Annotated in this window: 13 protein-coding genes; 1 reads left to right on the forward strand and 12 read right to left on the reverse strand. The window is 67.7% G+C overall.

Annotated features, from left to right (window positions below; translation table 11 throughout):
* Position 1 precedes the first annotated feature (1 nt).
* The 8 genes from LWW89_RS10960 to LWW89_RS10995 form a co-directional block, all read right to left on the reverse strand.
* On the reverse strand, positions 2 to 1,240 hold the full coding sequence (locus LWW89_RS10960) for a thiolase family protein (RefSeq protein WP_293264053.1): 1,239 nt from the start codon (positions 1,238 to 1,240) through the stop codon (positions 2 to 4).
* Positions 1,237 to 1,944, reverse strand: a complete 708-nt coding sequence (locus LWW89_RS10965; RefSeq protein WP_293264055.1) for an ABC transporter ATP-binding protein — start codon at positions 1,942 to 1,944, stop codon at positions 1,237 to 1,239. Before LWW89_RS10965 ends, LWW89_RS10960 begins: the two co-directional genes overlap by 4 nt.
* On the reverse strand, positions 1,941 to 2,693 hold the full coding sequence (locus tag LWW89_RS10970) for an ABC transporter ATP-binding protein (protein WP_293264057.1): 753 nt from the start codon (positions 2,691 to 2,693) through the stop codon (positions 1,941 to 1,943). The genes LWW89_RS10965 and LWW89_RS10970 overlap by 4 nt, the downstream gene beginning before the upstream one ends.
* Positions 2,690 to 3,667, reverse strand: coding sequence for a branched-chain amino acid ABC transporter permease (locus tag LWW89_RS10975; protein WP_293264059.1), 978 nt, complete (start codon positions 3,665 to 3,667; stop codon positions 2,690 to 2,692). Before LWW89_RS10975 ends, LWW89_RS10970 begins: the two co-directional genes overlap by 4 nt.
* A complete protein-coding gene (locus LWW89_RS10980; protein ID WP_293264061.1) occupies positions 3,664 to 4,521 on the reverse strand; it encodes a branched-chain amino acid ABC transporter permease in 858 nt (285 codons plus the stop codon). The genes LWW89_RS10975 and LWW89_RS10980 overlap by 4 nt, the downstream gene beginning before the upstream one ends.
* A gap of 189 nt (positions 4,522 to 4,710) precedes the next feature.
* Complete coding sequence (locus tag LWW89_RS10985; protein ID WP_293264063.1) at positions 4,711 to 5,904, reverse strand: ABC transporter substrate-binding protein; 1,194 nt, start codon at positions 5,902 to 5,904, stop codon at positions 4,711 to 4,713.
* A 279-nt stretch (positions 5,905 to 6,183) separates the two neighbouring features.
* Positions 6,184 to 6,549 carry a hypothetical protein gene (locus LWW89_RS10990; RefSeq protein WP_293264065.1) on the reverse strand — a complete coding sequence of 122 codons (366 nt, stop codon included), beginning with the start codon at positions 6,547 to 6,549 and terminating at the stop codon, positions 6,184 to 6,186.
* Between the two features lie 188 nt (positions 6,550 to 6,737).
* Entirely contained in the window at positions 6,738 to 7,454 is a 717-nt protein-coding gene (locus LWW89_RS10995; protein WP_293264067.1) for a hypothetical protein, read from the reverse strand.
* A 193-nt stretch (positions 7,455 to 7,647) separates the two neighbouring features.
* Between LWW89_RS10995 and rpoH the strand changes: the two genes are divergently transcribed.
* A complete protein-coding gene (rpoH, locus tag LWW89_RS11000) occupies positions 7,648 to 8,499 on the forward strand; it encodes an RNA polymerase sigma factor RpoH (RefSeq protein ID WP_293264069.1) in 852 nt (283 codons plus the stop codon).
* Positions 8,500 to 8,594: 95 nt separating this feature from the next.
* On the opposite strand, the gene LWW89_RS11005 is transcribed toward rpoH, so the two are convergent.
* The 4 genes from LWW89_RS11005 to coxB form a co-directional block, all read right to left on the reverse strand.
* A complete protein-coding gene (locus tag LWW89_RS11005; protein ID WP_293264071.1) occupies positions 8,595 to 9,179 on the reverse strand; it encodes a Yip1 family protein in 585 nt (194 codons plus the stop codon).
* Between the two features lie 136 nt (positions 9,180 to 9,315).
* Positions 9,316 to 10,179, reverse strand: coding sequence for a cytochrome c oxidase subunit 3 (locus tag LWW89_RS11010; RefSeq protein WP_293264073.1), 864 nt, complete (start codon positions 10,177 to 10,179; stop codon positions 9,316 to 9,318).
* Positions 10,180 to 10,231: 52 nt separating this feature from the next.
* Positions 10,232 to 11,848, reverse strand: coding sequence for a cytochrome c oxidase subunit I (gene ctaD / locus LWW89_RS11015; RefSeq protein WP_293264075.1), 1,617 nt, complete (start codon positions 11,846 to 11,848; stop codon positions 10,232 to 10,234).
* 36 nt (positions 11,849 to 11,884) lie between these two features.
* On the reverse strand, positions 11,885 to 13,123 hold the full coding sequence (coxB, locus tag LWW89_RS11020; RefSeq protein WP_293264077.1) for a cytochrome c oxidase subunit II: 1,239 nt from the start codon (positions 13,121 to 13,123) through the stop codon (positions 11,885 to 11,887).
* Positions 13,124 to 13,442: the final 319 nt, after the last annotated feature.

A 13,442-nucleotide genomic window follows, 5' to 3' on the forward strand; every position in this document is an offset into this window, starting at 1 on the left:
ATCAGCGGCCCAGGATGGTGATGCAGGTGACGGCTTCCTCGACGCCGTTGAAGCCGCCGCCGTTCTCGGCAATGGCGAAGCGGGCCTTGTCCACCTGGCGGGCGCCGGCCTCGCCGCGCAGCTGGGTGACCATCTCGTACACCTGGGCCAGGCCGGTGGCGCCGATCGGATGGCCGCGGGAGAGCAGGCCGCCGGAGACGTTGATGGGGATGCGCCCGCCCAGGCTGGTGGCGCCGGATTCGGCCATCGGTCCGCCCTCGCCGAAGGGGCAGAAGCCCAGGGCCTCGGTCTGCTGGATTTCGGCGAAGGCGGTGGCGTCGTGCACCTCGGCCAGGGACATGTCCTCGGGGCCGACCCCGGCCCGCTCGTAGGCCTCGAAGGCGGCCAGGTGGCAGAGGTGGCGTTCGTACTGGTCGGCGGGCCGCTCGGTGGCGGTGCGCAGCACGCTGGCCATGAGGCGCACGGCGCGGCTGCGCTGCAACTTGCGCAGGCCGTCCTCGTTGCAGACGATGGCCGCCGCCGCCCCGTCGCCGATGGGGGCGCACATGGGCAGGGTGAGGGGCCAGGCGATGGTGCGCGCCGCCAGCACCTCGTCGATGGTCAGGGGGTACTGGAACTGGGCCAGGGGGTTGCGGGTGGAATGGACGTGGTTCTTGGCGGCCACCGCGGCGATCTGCCGCTGGGTGGTGCCGAAGCGCTCCATGTGCAGCCGCGCCAGACTGGCGTAGATGTCCATGAAGATGCTGCGCTGGTCCGCTTCCTTGATGCCCGCCGGCAGCGTCACCGTCGGCGCCAGGCCGTGCAGCAGGGCCAGCTGGCCATCCCTGTTGTTCACGTCGAAGGCGCCGTCGAAGACGCTGAAGCTCTTTTCCTTGTCCGGCGAGAACAGCTTGTCCACGCCCACCGCCAGGCAGATGTCGCCTTCGCCGGCGGCCACGTACAGCTGGGCGGCGTTGAGGGCGGTGCTGGAGCTGGCGCAGGCGTTCTCGACGTTGGTCACCGGGATGCCAGTGAGGCCCATGGCCTTGAGGGCCACTTCGCCGGCCACCATGTGCTGGCCTTCGATGACCCCCTGGCCGGCGGTGGCGAAGTAGGCGGCCTGGATCAGCTCGCGGCCGCAGCCGGCGTCCTGGAGGGCGCCCTCGACCGCCTCGCGCACTAGGTCCTTGACGGTCTTGTCCGGGTGCTTGGCGAAATGGGTGATGCCGACGCCGACGATGTAGAGGTTCTGCTTGCTCATTGTGCCGCTCCGGTAGTGATGAGGTTTTCCACGAGTTGCCGCTGTTGTTGCAGTTCGGCCGAGGTGCCCGACCAGACCACCTGGCCGTGGTCGAGCACGTACTGGCGGTGGGCCAGCTTCATCGGCACCTTGAGGTTCTGCTCGACCAGGATGATGCCGGTGCCCTGGCGGTGGACGTGGGCGAACACCTGCACCAGCTGGTCCACGATCAGGGGCGCCAGGCCCTCGGTGGGTTCGTCGAGGAGCAGGATGCGCGGGTTGCCGAGCAGGGCCCGGGCAATCGCCAGCATCTGCTGTTCGCCGCCGGACAGCTGGTCGCCGCCGAAGTCGATGCGCTCGCCCAGGCGGGGGAAGATTTCCAGCACCCGCTCCTCGGTCCAGTAGCCGGGCTGGTGAGCGACGGCGCCGATGCGCAGGTTTTCGCGCACCGACAGGTTGGGGAAGATGCGCCGGGTATCGGGCACCAGGGCGATGCCCAGGCGGGCGATCTGCTCCACCGAGAGGCGCGAGATGTCGCGCTCGCCGAACACCCGCCGCCCCGCCACCAGCGGCAGCAGGCCGACCAGGGTCTTGAGGGTGGTGGATTTGCCGGCGCCGTTGCGGCCGACGATGGCGACGATCTCGTGCAGCCCGACCTCGATCGAAATGTCTTCCAGGGCCAGGGCGTGGCCGTACTTGACGCTGGCGTGTTCGAGCGCGATCACGATGCATCCTCCCCGAGATAAACCGAGCGCACGGTGGCGTCGTTGCGGATCTGTTCCGGGGCGCCGACGGCGATCACCCGGCCGTTGCTCATCACCACGATCTCTTCGGAGAGCGACATGATGGCGTCCATGTTGTGTTCGATCAGCAGCACGGTGCGCCCGGCCGAAACGGCCTTGATCAGGCGCGTCGAGCTTTCGATCTCGTGCTGGCCGACGCCGGCCAGGGGCTCGTCGAGGAGCAGGATGCGCGGGTCCGGCATCAGGGTGATGCCCAGCTCCAGGGCCCGTTGCAGGCCGTAGGAGAGGGTCCCGGCGATGTCGTCGCGGCGGGCGGTGAGGCCGGTCAGTTCGAGCATGGCGTCGATGTCGCCGGCCAGGCGCCGCTCGTAGCGCGGCGCGATCCAGAACGGCTGGAAGCGCGAGTGCTTGATCTGGGCGGCGATGCGCAGGTTGTCCAGCACCGTCATCTCGGCAAAGATCTTGGTGATCTGGAAGCTGCGGCCGATGCCCAGGTGGGCGCGCTCGTGGGGTGGGGTGCGGGTGATATCGGCGCCGAAGCAGTGGATGCTGCCGCTATGGCGCATCTGCCGCCCGGCCAGGACGTTGAGCAGGGTGGTCTTGCCCGCCCCGTTGGGGCCGATCAGGCCGTAGATGCGGCCCTGCTCGAAGCTGTGGCTGACGCCGTCGATGGCCTTGAGGGCGCCGTAGCTCACCGTCACGCCGTCGCATTTCAGGGCGATGTCGCTCATGAGGACCTCCCGTCGCGCCGGGCGGCCTTGTCCTGCCATTGCCCGAAGCGCTCCTGCAATTCGCCGACGATGCCCTTGGGGAAGAACAGGGTGGCGAGGATGAAGACCAGGCCGAGCAAGCCGTACCAGTATTGGGTCCAGCCGCTCAACCACTCCTTGAGCACCTCGAAGGCGAGCACCCCCACCACCGGCCCCCACAGGGTGCCGGCGCCGCCGAGCAGGGTCATGATGATGACGTCGCCGGAGGTGGTCCAATGCAGCATCTGGGGATTCACGTACATCAGCAGGGAGGCCAGCAGCGCCCCGGCCAGGCCGCTGATGGCGCCGGAGACGATGAAGGTGATCTGCTTGTAGCGGTGCACGTCGAAGCCCAGCTGCTCGGCCCGGGTCTCGTTCTGGCGGATGCCGGCGATGACCCGGCCAAAGGGTGAGCGGCGCAGCACCGCCACCGCCGCCATGACCAGGGCGAACACCGCCACCACGTACCAGTAGAAGTGGGTCGAATCGAAGAAGTCGATGCCGCCCAGGCCGGGCCGCTCCACCCCGGGCAGGCCGTCGGCGCCGCCGGTCCATGCGCGCAGCTTGGAGTCGGCCAGGATGTAGAGCAGTTGCGACAGGGCCAGGGTGACCAGGGCGAAGAAGATGCCCGAGACGCGCAGGGCGAAGAAGCTGAACAGCCAGGCGCACAGGGCGCCGGCGACGATGGCCAGGCCCAGGCCGGCGCTGAAGGGCAGGCCCCACAGCTGGGTGGCCAGGGCCAGGGCGTAGCCGCCTAGGCCGAGGAAGCTGGCGTGGCCGAAGGAAACCATGCCGAGCAGGCCGAAGACGAAGTCGAAGCCGATGGCGAAGATCGCCCAGATCATCACCAGGGTCGCCAGGTTGAGCAGGAAGTCGCTTGGGCCGGTGAAAGGCAGCAGCAGGGCGACGGCCGCCAGGGGCAGGCCGAGCCACAGGTCGAAACGGGAGACGTTCATGCGGACCTCGTTGCGCGGAAGAAGAGGCCCTGGGGCCGGGTGAGCAGGGTCGCGATGAGCAGGGCGAAGGTCAGGATGTCCACCCAGCTCGGCATGTAGGCGTAGCCGAGGGCGCGCACCAGGCCGATCAGCAGCGAGGCCGCCACGGCGCCGCGGATGTTGCCCAGGCCCCCGAGGATGACGACGATGAAGCAGTCGATGATGGTGTTGGTGGCCATGCCCAGCTCGATGGGAAAGAGCGGCGCGGCGATGGCCCCGGCCAGGCCGGCCAGCCCCGAACCGAGGGCGAACACGGCCATGCGCACCGACGACACGGGCAGGCCGAGCAGGCGCACCATTTCGCCGTCGCTGCTGGCGGCGCGCACCAGCATGCCGAAGGTGCTCTTCTCGATGAGCAGGAACAGGCCGCCGGAGACCAGGGCGCCGAAGCCGATGACGAACAGGCGGTAGACCGGGATGGTGCTGCCGAACAGCTCCACGGTGCCGGCCAGGGCCTCGGGCATGGTCGATTCCTGGTAGCCCAGGCCCCAGACGATCTTGACCAGCTCGCTGATCACCAGAATCACGCCGAAGGTCAGGATCAGTTGGTAGAAGTGGGGTCGGTTGTAGAGCGGGCGCAGGGCCAGGCGCTCGATCAGGGCGCCGGCGGCGGCCACCAGCACGGTGGCGCCGATCAGCCCGGCGACGAAGGAGCCGGTGTGGCGGCCGATGTCGAAGGCGATATAGGCACCGAGCATGTACAGGGCGCCGTGGGCGAAGTTGATCACGCCCAGCATGCCGAAGATGAGGGTCAGCCCCGAGGCGAGCAGGAACAGCAGCATCCCCAGGCTGAGCCCGATGATGAGGGTAGACATGAGGTATCTCCGCGGCGGAGGGATCGTCGGGACGAGCGCCGCCCGGGAGGGCGGCCAGGCCGCCTCCGGGGGACTCCCTCCATCGGTCAGTCGGCCGGTGCGCGCGGCACCGGCAGGAAACCCGGCCCCTGGGGACGACGGTCAGGCGCTAGGCCCAACGCGCCGCCCAGGGGCGGACGGGGCCGGCGCTCAGGGCTGGCAGGCGTCGAAGACCTGGTTGGGCGGGAACACCTTGACGATCTTCATGGTGTAGGCCGGCGCCGGCGGTGCGCCCTTCTCGACCACGCCCCACAGGCCGTCCTGCATCGCCTGGTGGTCGCAGGCGCGCATGGACTTGCGCCCTTCCACCGAGTTGTCGCGGACGCTGTTCTCGAAGGCCGCGACCCATTTCTCCTTGTCCCAGGAGCCGGTCTGCTCGACCGTGTCGAGCCACCAGGCCATGCCGTCGTAGGCTTCGCCGGCGGCGCTGGAGGGCAGTTCGTTGTACTTCTTGCGGAAGGCTTCGACGAACTTGCGGTTGGCCGGGTTATCCACGGTGAAGTGGTAGCGCACCCCGGAATAGACGCCGATGGAAGCGGGGCCCACCCCCGCCGCCATGGTTTCATCGGCGATCACCGGGCCGAAGATCTTGCGCGTCTTGCCCAGGTCCACCTGGCCGGCCTGCTTGACCATGGTCACGGCGTCGGAGCCGGTCATGAACAGGGCCACGCCGTCGGCGTTGGAGCGGGCGATCTTGTCCACGATGGAGGAATAATCCCGGTTGCCCAGGGGGGCGAAGTCGGCGCCGACGATCTCGACGCCGGCCTTCTCCGCCTCGCGGCGATACCACTCCCAGCTGTCGCGGGTGGCCTGGTAGTCGGCGGTGACGCCGTAGACCCGCTTGAGCTTCTGTTCCTTGGTGAAGCTGAGGGCCATGCGCTGCTCCATGCCCAGGGTGTTGGAGGTGCGGAAGGTGTAGCGGGAGCCGTTGGGCACGGTGATCTTGTCGTCGGCGGACATGGTCACCAGGTGGGGAATCTTGCGCTGCTTGGCGATGTTCATGATGGCGATGCTGGAGGCCGAACTGACCGCGCCGAAGATCATCTGCACCCCTTCGGAGATCAACCGGGTGGTCTTCTGCACCGCCGGCTGGGGCTTGGTCTCGTCGTCTTCCCAAATCACCTGGATCGGCTTGCCGAGGACTTTGCCGCCGCGCTGCTCGATGGCGATCTCGACGCCCTTGCGCATGTCCTCGCCGAAGATTCCGTAGGTGCCGGACAGGGACACCACCCCGCCGATCTTGAACTTGTCCGGGTCGGCCGCCCGGGCCGGCCCCGTACATAACAGGGCAACGGCCATCGCTCCGAACAACACGCCATGACGGGCCTTGATACCAGCAACCATGTTTGTCTCCTCTGTTTTTTAGGGAAGCCGCTCTGATATGTCAGTTCAGCTTGCTGATATATTAGCACCTGTTTTCTGATATGCAACACGTTTCGATTAAGGGAATCGCCACTGCTCTCATACCGCCGCAGCGGGGCTGTCGAACACGCTCCCAGCCACTCCGGCAATGCGTCCAGCGGCGGACTGCAGCACCCCGCACAGGCGTCGGAGCGGCACAAAGGAAAAGGGCCGGCAGCGTGAAGCATCACGCTGCCGGCCCTGACTGAGTGGGTAGTTGGTTCAGCGCCAGTCGCGGCGCTCGCGCTCGCCCCGGCCCCGGTCTTCTTCCCAGTGGCCGCCGGTATGTCGCCAGCCGTTGCCGGCTTGCTCCCAGCGGTGGGGCACCCAGGTATAGCCGGGACGGGGGTTCTCCCAGTGGCCGGGCACCCATTCGTGCCGGTGGCCGGTCCAGTTCCAGAAGCCGCCGATCCAGATCTGGCCGACCACGGGGGGCGGGCCCACGACTTCAACCTGGGGCGGTGGCGGAGCCACCATCACCGGTTCGGAATAGGCCGGGCCGTAATACGGCCGGCCGACAGGGGCGACGACGCAGCCGGACAGGGCGGCGGCGGTGGCGAGGGCAACGAGTAGCAGCTTGGTGCGCATGGCGGTTCCTTGTTGTGCAATGTTGGAAAGCGTCGATCCGTGAGCATTTAACGCCGGAACCAGCTGCCGAGCCGACCCGCCGGCCCTGGATTTACCGACTGTTGCAACTCGCTGCACAGCCGCCACACCCCCCGCCCGGGCCGGGACGGCGCACGTTCGTCGGCCCCCGCCACGCCGCCGCCCCTGGCTCACGTGCGCTGGGGCGCGCCATTGACCGTGATGTTCAACTGCCCGGCGGAGCTGAAATTCAGGACCACCTGGGCCGACGTCCGGTTGCCCGACAGCAGGCTGCCGTACTTGGCGATCACCGCCTGCAATTCCTGCGGCGACGCCGCGCCCCGGTATTCGGCCTGGAAGCCGACGGCCTCATCCAGCGCCGCCTTGCTTTCCGACAAGCCCTGGCTCCAACCCAGGGCCCGCTCCATAGCCGGCGACTGTTGCAACGCCTCCTTCAACTGGGCGCCGTAGGGGTAGTCGCTAGGAAACTGGACCTGCCCCTGGGAATCGAAGCCGATCTGGGCAGGCGCATAGGGAATGCCGTGGGCGGCCAGCAGCCCCGGCATGTTGCTCGAAACGTACTGCCCCAGGGCGTCGATGTTCCGCTGGGTCGGCATCAGCAGCGGGGGAATCTCCCCCGTGCCGGACCAGGACTTTCCGGTCAGGTAAGACTCGACGTCCAGGTTGACCGTTCCCTGGTTGGTATCGAAAGCCACGGTCGAGGACGGGGCCGATGCGGCCGCCCGCTGCTCACCAGCCAGCCGCTCCCGGGCGGCTGCCGAAATGGATACCGGTTCGGCAGATTTTGCCGTGCCCGGATCGGTGGTTGCCAAGATTTGCCGCTGCACGGCAGGCGTACCGGAGGCGGCATACAGCGAGGCGGCGCCAAAGGCGCTCTGGACGATCATGGGAAGTCCTTGGAAGGCGAGTTCTTCCAAGCAGCATGTTTTATGCCAAACGCCAATCTTGAATGCTCTTCCCGGCTGAGTTCCGCGCGGCCTAACCTGGTGCCGCCAGCTGCGATTCCCCAGAACTCATCCCCCCTTTAGCACTCAAAGGCAACGAGTGCTAAAATCAGATCGACCCTTTTGGAGGACCTCCATGACCCAGACCGCTTCGCTGATGCATCTACCGGTGGCGGTGGGCAATTTGGACGCCTACATCCAGACCGCCCAACGCTTTCCGCTGCTTTCCGACGAGGAAGAGAAGGCCTTGGCTCGCCGCTTCCGCGACGACGACGACCTGAGTGCCGCCCGCCAGTTGGTGCTGTCGCACCTGCGGGTGGTGATCGCCATCGCCCGGGGCTACCTGGGCTACGGCCTGCCCCACGCCGACCTGATCCAGGAAGGCAACATCGGCCTGATGAAGGCCGTGAAGCGCTTCGACCCGGACCGGGGCGTGCGCCTGGTGTCGTTCGCCATCCACTGGATCAAGGCCGAGATTCACGAATACATCGTGAAGAACTGGCGCCTGGTCAAGGTGGCCACCACCAAGGCCCAGCGCAAGCTGTTCTTCAACCTGCGCAGCATGAAACCGGGCAGCGAAGCGCTGACGCCGGAGCAGGCCAACGAAGTGGCCGCCACCCTGGGCGTCAAGCCCGAGGAAGTGGTGGAGATGGAAACCCGCCTGAGCGGCCACGATCTGGCCCTGGAAGGCAACCCGGACGACGAGGAAGGCCGCCTGGCCCCCATCGCCACCCTGGCCGATTCGCGCCTGGAGCCGACCCGGGTGCTGGAAGCCCGGGAAGAGGAGCGCCTGCACAACGAGGGCCTGCGCGGCGCCCTGGCCACCCTGGATGCGCGCAGCCGCCGCATCATCGAGGCCCGCTGGCTGGCCGAGGACGGCGGCGCCACCCTGCACGACCTGGCCGCCGAATTCGGCGTTTCCGCCGAGCGCATCCGCCAGATCGAGGCCAAGGCCCTCAAGTCCCTGCGCGGGGTGCTGGCGGCCTGACCTTTCCGCCCCCCCAATGCCAACGGCCGGATGCGCGTGCGCTCCGGCCGTTGTGTTTATGGGGCCTGCACGCGGGCAAGGCCCCGGTTGCAGGATCAGCCCACCGCCCAGCCCAGGGCGACGAAGGTGAGCAACATCATCACCACCCAGGCGCACAGGCCGGCAGCCAGCACCGAGCCCCACAGCAGCAGGGCATGGCCGTCGTCGTCACCCATGTGGAACACCCGGTTGACGCCCTGGTAGATGAGCACGCCCACCGCGAACAGGGCGAGGATGGCCACCGCCACGTTGAACAGCAGGCTGGGTGCGAAGAAGGCCACCGGCGCGATCCACAGGGGGGTGGGCGCCACCGCCGCCAGGGTGAAGGCGTCCTGGTAGGACGGCCGGGCGTCGATCACATCGCCCAGTTGCTGGATGATGCGGGCCATCACCGGCACCGCCACCAGCTCGGTGACGTAGAACAGCACGGCAATGCCCATCATCATCTGCCGCCCGATCGTCGGCAGGTTCACCGTCTCGTGGTAAGCCGACCAGGCGTAGAGCATCATTGCCGGCGGCACCAGGGACATGGGCACCACGTACATCCAGAACATCTTGGTGACCGAGGGGTGGACCTTCATCAGCCAGTCCCAGCCCTCGCCATGGGACGACAGCATCTTCGGGAACATCATCGGACTCATGGCGTACCTCCTTTCAGGCAAGACGCATAGTGCGAACCACTCCCTGAGCCCCCTTGCAACGACTGCCAAGCACCACAAATTCACTGCTTCACTACATTGAATTGGACCTCGCCGGAGCAGGGCCGTTCTGTCACCCTCACAGCCAGTAGACGAAGACGAACAGCAGCAGCCAGACCACGTCCACGAAGTGCCAGTACCAGGACACCGCCTCGAAGGCGAAGTGGTGGTCCGGGGTGAAATGGCCGGCCTGCACGCGCAGCAGGATCACCGTCAGCATCACCGCCCCCAGGGTCACGTGCAGGCCGTGGAAGCCGGTAAGCATGAAGAAAGTGGCGCCGTAGATGCCGGTCTTCAGCGAAAAGGTGGCCTCGTGGTACTCGTAGGCCTGGAAGGTGAGGAACAGGGCGCCGAGCAGCACCGTCAGCAACAGCCCCAGGGCGAGCTGGCCGCGCCGGCCGCTCTTCAGCCCCCAGTGGGCCCAGGTCACGGTGGCGCCGGAACTGAGCAGGATCAGGGTGTTGATCGCCGGCAGGCCCCAGGCCGCCATGGGGGTGAAGGCGTCCTTCAGCCCCGGCCCCTCGGTGGGCCAGGCGCCGTCGTAGCCGGGCCACAGCAGGGGGGTGTGGGCCAGCCAGGGGATGGCGAACTCGCGTACGTAGAAGAGCGCACCGAAAAAGCCGCCGAAGAACATCACCTCGGAAAAGATGAACCACACCATGCCCCAGCGGAACGAGCGATCCACCTGGGGGTTGTAGCGCCCGGCCAGGCTCTCGCGGATGACGTTGCCGAACCAGCCGAACAGCATGAACACCAGGATGGCGAAGCCCAGGGCCATCACCCAGGGGCCGGCGCCCACCTTGGCGAGCAGCAGGATGAAGCCCGAGGCCAGGGTAAGCAGGGCCACCGAGCCGACCAGGGGCCACCAGGACGGCGGCGGGGTGTAGTAGCCGCCGGGGGCGGCGTGGGCGGCGAGGTTTCCGGGCTGGGAGGGCAGGGACATGGCGGACCTCCGGGGACGGCACGTGTAACGATGGCGGTGGGGGCGATGGCGGCTAGCGGACCGTCGGCGGGGTGGTGAAGGAGTGGTAGGGCGGCGGCGAGGACAGGGTCCATTCCAGGGTGTCGGCCCCCTCCCAGGGCTTGGCCCCGGCCGGCTTGCCGCCGCGGATGCAGCGGACCACGTTGTAGAGGAAGAGCAGCTGGGCCGCACCGAGGACGAAGGCGCCGATGCTGGCGATCAGGTTGAACTCGGCGAATTGCAGGGCGTAGTCGGGAATGCGCCGCGGCATCCCGGCCAGGCCGAGGAAGTGCATGGGAAAGAAGGTGACGTTGAAGGCGATGGCGGTGAGCCAGAAATGGGTCTTGCCCAGGGTTTCGTCGTACATGTGGCCGGTCCATTTCGGCAGCCAGTAATACACCCCGGCCATGATGCTCATGGCTGCCCCGGAGAACAGTACGTAGTGGAAGTGGGCCACCACGTAGTAGGTGTCCTGCAACTGGATGTCCACCGGCACCAGGGCCAGCACCAGGCCGGAGAAGCCACCGATGGTGAACAGGCAGATGAAGGCGATGGCGAACAGCATCGGCGTCTCGAAGGTCAGGGAGCCCTTCCACAGGGTCGCTACCCAGTTGAACACCTTCACCCCGGTGGGGATGGCGATCAGCATGGTGGTGTACATGAAGAACAGCTGGCCGGCGGCCGGCATGCCGGTGGTGAACATGTGGTGCGCCCATACCAGGAACGACAGGAAGGCGATCGAGGCCACCGCCCAGACCATCGAGGTATAGCCGAACAGGGGCTTGCGGGCGAAGGTCGGCAAGATGGTGGAAACGATGCCGAACGCCGGCAGGATCATGATGTACACCTCCGGGTGGCCGAAGAACCAGAACACGTGCTGGAACAGCACCGGGTCGCCGCCGCCGGCCGCCGAGAAGAAGTGGGTGCCGAAGTGCCGGTCGGTGAGCAGCATGGTGATGGCGCAGGCCAGCACCGGCATCACCGCCACCAGCAGGAAGGCGGTGATCAGCCAGGTCCACACGAACAGGGGCATCTTCATCGGCGTCATGCCCGGCGCCCGCATGTTGAGGATGGTGACGATGATGTTGATCGCCCCCATGATCGACGACAGGCCCAGGATGTGGATCGCCAGAATGGTCATGTCGTAGGAGATGCCGCCCTGGAGGTAGAGGGGCGGGTACATGGTCCACCCCGCCGCCGCCGCCCCGCCGGGGACGAAGAAGGACGAAATGAGCAGGGTGCCCGCCGCCGGCAGCAGCCAGAAGCTCCAGTTGTTCATGCGCGGAAAGGCCATGTCCGGCGCGCCGATCTGCAAGGGCACCATCCAGTTCGCGAAGCCGACGAAGGCCGGCATGATCGCGCCGAAGATCATGATCAGCCCGTGCAGGGCGGTGAGTTGGTTGAACACCGCCGGCTCCACCAGCTGGATGCCCGGCCGCGCCAGCTCGGCCCGGATCAGCATGGCCAGGGCCCCGGCGAAGAGGAACATGGCGAAGGAGAACCACAGGTACAGGGTGCCGATGTCCTTGTGGTTGGTGGAGGTCAGCCAGCGGCGCAACCCGCCGGGAGGCGCGCCGTGGTGCTCCTCGGCGTAGTCCCGGGGCGGTTGCCCGGGCACGGGAATGGCGGGATTGGCAGAGTGGGCGTCCATGGGGCCTCCTCGTCTGGGCCGATGCGCTCGGCTAGTTCATTTGCCTGCCGGAGCCTGGGCCATGCCGGCGCCGCCGGCTGCATCCTTGGCCCGGGCAGCCGCCACGTCGGCAGGCTGGACCGCGGCCCCGGCCCGGTTGCTCCAGGAATTGCGCTCGTAGGTCAGCACCGCGGCGATCTCCAGGTCGGACAGCTGCTTGCCGAAGGCCTGCATGGCGGTGCCCGGGCGGCCGTGCAGCACTACGTCCAGGTGCCCTTCCACCGGGCCGGTGGCCACCTTGGAGCCGTCCAGGGCCGGGAAAGCGCCGGGGATGCCCTTGCCGGTGGGCTGGTGGCAGGCGGCGCAGTTGGTGGCGTACACCTTCTCGCCCTGGGCCTTCAGGTCGGCCAGGGCATAGGTGCGGGTCGCGGCGGCCCGGGCAGCGGCGTGCAGCTGCTTCTGGCTCGCCAGCCAGGCGTCGAACTCCGCCGGCGGCACGGCCTTCACCACCACCGGCATGTAGCCGTGGTTCACCCCGCACAGCTCGGCGCACTGGCCCCGGTACACGCCGGGCTCGTCCACCTTGAACCAGGTGTCGCGGATGAAGCCGGGAAAGGCGTCCTGCTTGACCCCGAAGGCCGGCACCCACCACGAATGGATCACGTCGGCGGCGGTCAGCACCAGCCGGATCTTCTTGCCCGTGGGCACCACCAGGGGATTGTCCACTTCGAGCAGGTAATGCTCGCCCTTGGCCGCCTGGTTCTCGATCTGCTCCCGGGGGGTGGCCAGGTTGCTGAAGAAGCGCACCGGTTCGTCGCTTTCCGGCGTGCCGTCCCGGGCCAGGTACTCGTATTCCCACTTCCACTGGTGGCCGGTGACCTTGATGGTCATGTCCGAGGCGCTGGTGTCCTTCATCGCCAGCACCGTCTCGGTGGCCGGCCAGGCCATGGCCACCAGGATCACCGCCGGAATGATGGTCCAGACGATCTCCAGGGGCGTGTTGTCGTGGAACTGGCTGGCCTGGGCGCCCCGGGAGCGGCGAAAGCGGATCAGGGCATAGACCAGGGGCAGGAAGACCACCACCAGGATGACGCCGCAGATCCACAGGATGGTGGTGTGCAGGTCCACGATCTGCCGGGCGATGACCGTCGCCGGCGCTTGCAGGTTAAGGGCGAATTCCGCCCGGGCCAGGCCCGGCGGCAGCGCCCCGGCGAGGAACGCGCACAGCAGCGGCATGGTCCGGGGGATGCCCCGCCGGCACGCCGTCGCCTGTCTCCAGCCATCGTTCTTTTTCATCGACCCCCTCCTCAACGGCGGAAGGGCGGACTTGCGACCGCGCTCCCGGCGAGGCCAGGGCCCGGGCGATCGGGCCTGGCGGGCGCCTTGCCGGCGGCGGCGGGGTGGGGGCATCCAGCACGCCCCGTTACCCCGACCAGCTGCCGGCAAAGCTCAAGGCGTGGGAGTGCGACGGCACCGAACAAGTTCCCAGCGGCATGAAGCGACCACCGGAACGGCCCGTCCCGCCTGGGCCGGCCGGAATGGGGAAACGAGCGGGAACGCGGGCGAAAAACAGGCGGAGGCGCGGCGCGGGAAGCGCCCGGGGCGTGGCCCTACA

This window comes from Oryzomicrobium sp. (assembly GCF_021287045.1).
In the GTDB taxonomy this organism is placed as follows: domain Bacteria; phylum Pseudomonadota; class Gammaproteobacteria; order Burkholderiales; family Rhodocyclaceae; genus Oryzomicrobium.

Bases quoted from the DNA above. Each gene is read 5' to 3' on its own strand.
- LWW89_RS10960 (WP_293264053.1), bottom strand. From the start codon at position 1,240: ATGAGCAAGCAGAACCTCTACATCGTCGGCGTCGGCATCACCCATTTC.
- LWW89_RS10970 (WP_293264057.1), bottom strand. From the start codon at position 2,693: ATGAGCGACATCGCCCTGAAATGCGACGGCGTGACGGTGAGCTACGGC.
- LWW89_RS10975 (WP_293264059.1), bottom strand. From the start codon at position 3,667: ATGAACGTCTCCCGTTTCGACCTGTGGCTCGGCCTGCCCCTGGCGGCC.
- LWW89_RS10980 (WP_293264061.1), bottom strand. From the start codon at position 4,521: ATGTCTACCCTCATCATCGGGCTCAGCCTGGGGATGCTGCTGTTCCTG.
- LWW89_RS10985 (WP_293264063.1), bottom strand. From the start codon at position 5,904: ATGGTTGCTGGTATCAAGGCCCGTCATGGCGTGTTGTTCGGAGCGATG.
- LWW89_RS10990 (WP_293264065.1), bottom strand. From the start codon at position 6,549: ATGCGCACCAAGCTGCTACTCGTTGCCCTCGCCACCGCCGCCGCCCTG.
- LWW89_RS10995 (WP_293264067.1), bottom strand. From the start codon at position 7,454: ATGATCGTCCAGAGCGCCTTTGGCGCCGCCTCGCTGTATGCCGCCTCC.
- rpoH (WP_293264069.1), top strand. From the start codon at position 7,648: ATGACCCAGACCGCTTCGCTGATGCATCTACCGGTGGCGGTGGGCAAT.
- LWW89_RS11005 (WP_293264071.1), bottom strand. From the start codon at position 9,179: ATGAGTCCGATGATGTTCCCGAAGATGCTGTCGTCCCATGGCGAGGGC.
- LWW89_RS11010 (WP_293264073.1), bottom strand. From the start codon at position 10,179: ATGTCCCTGCCCTCCCAGCCCGGAAACCTCGCCGCCCACGCCGCCCCC.
- ctaD (WP_293264075.1), bottom strand. From the start codon at position 11,848: ATGGACGCCCACTCTGCCAATCCCGCCATTCCCGTGCCCGGGCAACCG.
- coxB (WP_293264077.1), bottom strand. From the start codon at position 13,123: ATGAAAAAGAACGATGGCTGGAGACAGGCGACGGCGTGCCGGCGGGGC.